The 6,872-nt window shown below is 52.5% G+C and carries 5 protein-coding genes; 2 read left to right on the top strand and 3 right to left on the bottom strand.

All coding sequences use genetic code 11. The annotated features are described in order from the left end of the window. Together DD606_RS23290 and DD606_RS23285 are read right to left on the bottom strand one after the other, a co-directional pair. The coding region (locus DD606_RS23290; protein WP_001568368.1) for an IS1 family transposase at positions 1-72 on the bottom strand (72 nt) is incomplete at its 3' end. Positions 73-100: 28 nt separating this feature from the next. Beyond that, entirely contained in the window at positions 101-1,135 is a 1,035-nt protein-coding gene (locus DD606_RS23285) for an ABC-three component system protein (RefSeq protein ID WP_255573119.1), read from the bottom strand. A gap of 835 nt (positions 1,136-1,970) precedes the next feature. Between DD606_RS23285 and DD606_RS23275 the strand changes: the two genes are divergently transcribed. After that, the gene (locus DD606_RS23275) at positions 1,971-5,348 is read left to right on the top strand and encodes a DEAD/DEAH box helicase (protein WP_176691465.1); all 3,378 of its coding nucleotides are present in this window, start codon (positions 1,971-1,973) and stop codon (positions 5,346-5,348) included. A 356-nt stretch (positions 5,349-5,704) separates the two neighbouring features. Here DD606_RS23275 and DD606_RS23270 read toward each other — a convergent pair whose 3' ends face one another. After that, positions 5,705-6,058 (bottom strand): helix-turn-helix domain-containing protein, encoded by a 354-nt coding sequence (locus DD606_RS23270; RefSeq protein ID WP_022651570.1) that lies wholly within the window; start codon positions 6,056-6,058, stop codon positions 5,705-5,707. Positions 6,059-6,396: 338 nt separating this feature from the next. Here DD606_RS23270 and DD606_RS23265 point away from each other — a divergent pair. Next, the coding region (locus DD606_RS23265; RefSeq protein ID WP_129259232.1) for an efflux RND transporter periplasmic adaptor subunit at positions 6,397-6,872 on the top strand (476 nt) is incomplete at its 3' end.

The raw sequence follows: 6,872 nt of genomic DNA, 5'->3' as shown, positions 1-6,872 counted from the left end.
AGTGCTTTTGCCGTTACGCACCACCCCGTCAGTAGCTGAACAGGAGGGACAGCTGATAGAAACAGAAGCCACTGGAGCACCTCAAAAACACCATCATACACTAAATCAGTAAGTTGGCAGCATCACCGATAATATCAGAAGTACAGTATTTTTTATCTGTTGGTTCCAGCAAATATAATGCCGTTGGTGCGTAAAATTTATTGTTGCTGTCTAAATAATGTGGTAGTCGTTTTAAAATTGGATCGACTTTAAAGGTGTGTACGAGATCCGTATATCGGCGTATATCTGAGTTCTGAATGCGTGAAAACTTCTCTGAGGGTTTCATAAGTTGGCAGAGTGTCTTGAAATCGCCGCCCTCAGATTTTCTTATAAGCGTATAGATACGCCTGGCTCTTTCGTAGGCCGCGTCCGACATCTCCGAGAGTGATTCTGCGAGCCTTTCTTCTAGGTGACTATAGAGGCGCGTCTTTAACTCGATCGCGTAATAGTCCTTTCTTTCATATGGACTAGCGTCCGTAATGTCTGCAAGCATACTTGCGGCAGATACTCTGTATTCATAAGCTGCTTTACGCTGAGCGTCACCATCATTTTGTATTTTTGTGTGAATAGCTAGCGCGTGAGAGCTGATTTTATCTGATAGTAGACAATAATTTGCATCTATAAGGCTCTCATCATAAACGATTGCCTGGCGGGTATAGATTTCTTTAATAATATCTTTGGTTAGATCTTCTATCTTATCTAGTTCACAGTGGCGATTTTCACCGTATTGATAGAATTCAACTCGTTCGTGATTAGCATCAATGTAATCACTATGATCGTTAATCGGTTGAGATATATGAAAATATCTTTTTATCCCTGCGATTCTATCAAGTTTTATTGTTGCCGATTTTTCTAAGGCTTCCTTATAATTACTGCGGTAATCACCAATTTTTGCTTTAACCTGATGTGCGCTTATTAAATTATTATCTTTGTAAATCGCGAAATCATCTGTACTGTCAAGCTGTAGCTGGAAATCACTATCTCCTTGATTAATTAACTTAAGACAATGATAAAGCGCTACCTTGCCTTGGTAGACAAATCCACTCCAAGTGGATATGGCGCTATGGGGGTATTTGCTTGCTTCCTCGTCGCTCATACTGGCTACTTTCACCACAGAATCATGAAGTTTTTGAGTGAAGGGATGATATCATAGAGCCATCATGTTTTTTAGTCAGGTACGCGAACAGGTAGATGACCTCGATCACATAAAACCACATCTAAAATAGGTACATTACTTAAAAATATCTGTTCTAATGGTGTAAGATGCCGAAGATAGTATGCTGTGACATATTGAATTTTGCCGCCTGAAAAGAGTTGTAATGAGTGAATTGTCGAGGTGAACACTGAGTTTCTCAACAAATGATAACTGTCTAGTGTATCTGGCATCAAGATTATGGTTGCTTTCTAATATAATCTTTTCATTGTATCGAAGTCTGTTCTTCAGCTGGCGTATTTTAATCTGTTCAAATGTCATTGGTGAATCTATGGAGGATTTTATTTCTCGATCTTCTTATCGTGGATATTCCGACACCTATAGCTATAGCAGCGACGGCAACGGTGAATACTGACCGAGATCAATTTTAGCAGCTTGGAGGATAAATTCGCTGCTAAAATTGCGTCTGTTACGTCTGCTTATTATGTCACCTGTTTTTGACTATGAGACAATGATATCGCTTCTAAGTAGGTGACCAAATTCAGTGTGCTACTACTGTTATTCGTCAGACCCAAAAAGTGCAAACCGACGTTGGTTTAAACACCGCAATAATCACATCTGATGGAAGCCGCCGGTCAGCTTTATGTCGTCGTCACTGTTAAGCAGATGATAGCAAGATCTGCTCTTAGATAATGCGAAAAGTGTTTGGATAAGAGCGCACAGCATGCATTATTCATTTTCTGACAGCGGGAGCTATATTGGAGTGAACAGAGTGAGATTGAACCTTGCCTACCATGGTCGGAACACGACCTTCGACGTGCCTGAGGCCTCTAAGTTCGATGGTGGCGCCTATGCTGCGGACATTAAGGTCCTTGAAGCCCTGCCTGTGTGGACCGGTACTCCGAACGGCCTATCACTCTGGCAGAACCAGAAGGAGGCAATAGCTCTCGGTGCCGCCTACGTCCGCGTTTCGCAACAAACGGGTGAACCCGAAGGCGCCCTTGTCAAGATGCCGACGGGGAGCGGGAAATCGGGGGTCATCGCCGTGCTGACTCGATGCCTCCCCAAGGTTCGACGTGCGCTGGTACTAACGCCAAGGGAAGGCCTTGTTCAGCAAATGCACGCCGATATCCGGCGCAGGTTTTGGGCGAACATGGGATGCGCAGAGCCGGGCAACAAGGTCTGGTCGGACTCTGGCGTCGAACCTGCGGCGATCGAAATTCTGCTGCCGAACAGGGCTCGAACCGAACAGATTTGCAACATGGTGGAAGCTAGCGACCGAACCGTTCTTGTAGGCACCCTCCAAGCTCTCGACAAGATCCGGACAGAGCGAGACAAGTTGAGGCGTCAGGCTGCTGGCGTTCCGCTAAATGAAGCAAAGTTGGCGGAACTCACACGGCTGGACCGCATCCTTGATCTGTTGGGCACGTTCGATCTCGTCGTCGTGGACGAGGGGCACTACGAGCCGGCACCGTCGTGGAGCCGGAGCGTCAGAGAACTTGCGCTGCCAACTATCCTGCTTAGCGCTACCCCCTTCCGCAACGACTATAAACTTTTCACCGTACGCGGCTCGTTCGCCTACAACTTCTCGTTTCTGAAGGCGGCCGACGCCAAAATCGTGAGGGACGTGTGCTTCGCCACGCTAGACTCGCAGAACGGTAGCGCGACGGCCATCAACTGCTTTAACGAGGATATCGACCAGGCGTTAGCCGACGGCGACGCATCGGCCATCAAGACCTTTGCTGACCAGCTGCTCGAACTCGCACCCTTGCTTACTAAGGACCGCCCGGCCGGTTCAAAAATCATCGTGCGGGCCGCATCATGGAGCGCGCTCGCGACGTTGCAGCCCCTCCTTGCGGGGAGCAAACAGACAGACGCGGTGCTGATCCATGACCAAGTGGGCAAGGGTGATAACCGTAAATTGCATCCGCTTCGCTTCGTCACGGTAAGGGAGGCGCAGAACAAGGCCGGAGAAGCGACCTTCTGGCTGCACCAAACAAAATTGCTTGAAGGCATCGACGATCCGATGTTCGTCGCTGTCGCTATTTTGGATGGTTTCACGAACGACCGCCAGCTCGTGCAACAGATCGGTCGGGTGTTGCGCTCGACCGATGCGAAGCGCCAGCAAATCCAGACGGCGACGGTGGTTGCACGCAACGCCGAGCAGCTCGCAAGGCTCAAGACCAGCTGGGCACAATACCTGGCCTTCGAAGCCGCAGGGGAGGAGAATCTTGCCAGCATCATTCCCGGCGAGGCTTATCTGCCCGAGAGGATCGTCCCGGCGATGCCGGATCAACAGTATGTTGATGGGAGCTTCCGCCAGAGACTTCCTGTAACGGGTCCGTTGCACCGTGATGATCTTCTGGTCCCCCGCCGCGCAGCGATTTTCGCCATCGGTCCGGACTTCGACGCGACTCTTGCGGAAACTGAGACCCGCGAGGGCATCGTCGCCCGCAATCGCTTCGTGGTCCACCCCGTGGACGATTTGCCGGAAGGAGTCTGGGGCTGGACCTTCTTCTCCGTCGACGAAAGCCCCTACCTCAGTCGCCATTTTGTTACAGAATGGCAGTTTGGGGTCACGCTAATGGTGCGGATCAACGACCGACTGTTCGTGTTCGACACCGACGGTGTGCCGTTCGATGCCAACAAGATCGGCGTCACGCGTCTGGACAGGCAGATCCTCGTCCGGCTCTTCGGTCCGAGCAGCAACGACCGTAAGGTCCGCATCACCAAGCTGGCTGCCACATCGCTCGAAATGGCGGACCGCGCGATCCGGGCGACGACGACCAGCACCGCATCTTTCGAGGATACGTTTACGGACTTGCTGGATGCGGTGCTCCTTCCTACCAACGTCGCGGGATACGTTGGAGGCACCGCACGCTACTTAGGCCTTAGCCGTTCCAAGGTCACTGACGCGAGTGTCCGCCGCGTTGGCGTCGATGAGTACGTGAGGTGGGCCACCGATATCGACCGCGAGCTCACCGCCGCGACGGCGGGCAACCGAGTGTTCGATCGTTTCGCGCAGCTCACAACACCGGACCCAGAAAAGGCGAAGAACCCCCGGAATATACTGCTCGATCTGCAGCCGCTTGACGACTTTGGAGCGTTCATCGCCGACCGTGAGGGTCAGCCGTCGACGCCGAAGGCGCCGTCCTTGATCGACCTCTGCGCCGACATCGACGACGGCCAATTCCAGGTTACGATGAGTGATGGCAGCAAGCTGGGCTGCTCGATCACTTACAACCCCAAGTCCGGCCGCTACGCAATCTCAAGCGACGAACTCAACGCCATTTTCCAGCAAGGCTTCTCGGCTTCGGGTATGGTCATGACGTTAACCGAGAGAATCAACGCCGAGCAGGCGTTTCGCGTCCTCACCGACGAGGCCGATAAGGTTTACATGCATGGCAAATGGGCCAAGGCGCGGGAGATCGTGTCGGACAGACGTGTCCCGGCACTCGATGTTGCTGTTGCCGTACCGGCGCTGAGAGACACGTTCGTGGAGAAAGGAGAAGCAGCATGGGCGAACGGCAACGTCAGCAAGTGGCAAAAGGAGTCAATTTTCGGACTGACTGCCAAATACATCGGCCTAACCGGCCCGGCACCCGACGACTACGCCAAGGCGCTGCGGGAGTTCCCTCTTATCCTCCTTGACGACGACGGCCAGGAGATGGCCGACTTCATTCTGGTCTCAGACAGCAAGGTGGTGCTGCTTCACGCAAAAGCTCTGGGGAAGGACGACGGTGACGAAAGCGCCTCCGTGACGGCCATCCAGGAGGTTGGACGCCAGGTGGCTGCATCGCTAGGGTTCTTCCTGACCTCGTCGCCCCAAATCGAGAACGATCGGTGGCAGCGCGCATACACCGCGAACAAGACCACTATCCCAGCGCCAGCGTCGGGAAGTATCCGCATCTTCCGCAACACTGGAGGGGTCGCTCCCGCTGACGTTGCTGATACGGTACGCGCGGCGTTGCGTGATCGGCGTATTGCCAAGGAGGTCTGGCTCGTCGCAGGCCGGTTGCTAAACATTGAGACTGCGCGCAAACGTGCGTTGGCGAACACTTTGACCAACCGGACGCGGCAACTTCTCATGTACATCGACGGCCTGTCGACGACGTGCGGCCGCGCGAACGCCAGGCTGAGGATCTTTGCGCACTAGGGTTATCGAGCGTCCGCGACTTGCCAGACCTGCCGTTCAACCAGTCGCGGGGGAACGGCGCCTTCGGTCCAGGCCCGGCCATGCTTACAACCTCTCTCTGTGGTTTCGGTGAATCATTGTTGAACGGCAAAAGGGAGCACCTCCGGGCCTTTAGTTCTAAGCATGGCATCAATCATGGTATTGTTTGTATCTTCCTTAATAATTTACTGATAAATATATAATTTATATGTCTATTAATAATGGAGTGGGAGTAAGCCCATAACCTTTCCTGCGAAGTTATAAGCAGGTAAGACTGATAAAACCCTCTGTTTACAGAGGGTTTTTCTTTTGTAGCTGATATCCGAACGGGACGTGAGCTACTGGCTCATCTGCCGGGATCCACGGCAGCCGATACTGCGTCGCCATGCCCCTGGCGCCTGACCATACTGACGCTTAAAGCTGCGGTTGAAGGACTGCTGAGAGTCAAAGCCCAGCGCGATCGCCACGTTCAGAATCGGTTCATCGCTGTGGGCTAAGCGCTCAACCGATTTTTGCAGCTTTTGCGCGCGAATATATTCGGCGAGAGGGGAGCCGGTATGTTCTTTGAAAAGCCGCTGGAGGTGCCATTTCGAATAGCCGGCTCGCCTGGAGACGGTTTCAATGTCCAGACGGCTATCGAGGTTGTTGTCGATCCAGTCGAGTAAATCGTGAATGAATGCACCCGTGTTCATCTTGCTTCCCCCTACGCCAAGCATTAAAAAGCATCTTTGTTTGTTGCACTTAAAGGTGACCCGTTTTTACATTAATTGCAAGTTTTATTGTTGCATTTAAATCCCTGTTCAAAACACGTGATTTACCTTTGCCGCAAATAGCACATAAAGTGCAACAATTATTCTTGCACTTAGTTAAGCGCCTTCCTACAATCGCCGCGAATAGTGTATTCGCAACTGTTACAGTTTTGTGGCGATGAACGACACAAATGGCCTTAAGCCAGCTACCGGACAAAGGAAGTGGCGCGGCGTCTCCCGCTGCGTCTTGCCCGGCGGCTACAATAACCGGAATAAAAATAATGAGCCTGCAAAAAACCTGGGGTAACTTTCATCTGAGCGCGATGGGGGTGGTTTTACTCTCCGTGCTTCTCGTCGGGTGCGATGACAGCGTCGCGCAAAATGCCGCGCCGCAAGCGCCCGTTGTCAGCGCTGCTGACGTGGTGGTGAAATCCATTAGCCAGTGGGACAGCTTTAACGGTCGCATTGAAGCGGTGGAAAGCGTTCAGCTGCGTCCGCGCGTGTCCGGCTACATTGAGAAAGTGAATTACACCGACGGCCAGGAAGTGAAGAAGGGCGAGGTGCTGTTCACCATTGATGACCGTACCTATCGCGCCGCGCTGGAACAGGCGCAGGCGAACCTGGCGCGGGCCAAAACGCAGGCCAGCCTGGCGCAAAGTGAGGCTAACCGTACCGATAAGCTGATCAATACCCATCTGGTCTCACGGGAAGAGTGGGAGCAGCGTCGCTCGGCTGCCGTTCAGGCGCAGGCCGACAT

This window comes from Enterobacter cloacae complex sp. GF14B (genome assembly GCF_004136805.1).
GTDB lineage: Bacteria > Pseudomonadota > Gammaproteobacteria > Enterobacterales > Enterobacteriaceae > Enterobacter > Enterobacter hormaechei_C.
Note: the sequence above shows the minus strand (reverse complement) of the source record. Positions and strands in the feature narration are given on the sequence as shown.

What these genes read in the sequence shown, in the direction of transcription:
- DD606_RS23285 (WP_255573119.1), bottom strand. Translation starts at nt 1,135, where the DNA reads ATGAGCGACGAGGAAGCAAGCAAATACCCCCATAGCGCCATATCCACT.
- DD606_RS23270 (WP_022651570.1), bottom strand. Translation starts at nt 6,058, where the DNA reads ATGAACACGGGTGCATTCATTCACGATTTACTCGACTGGATCGACAAC.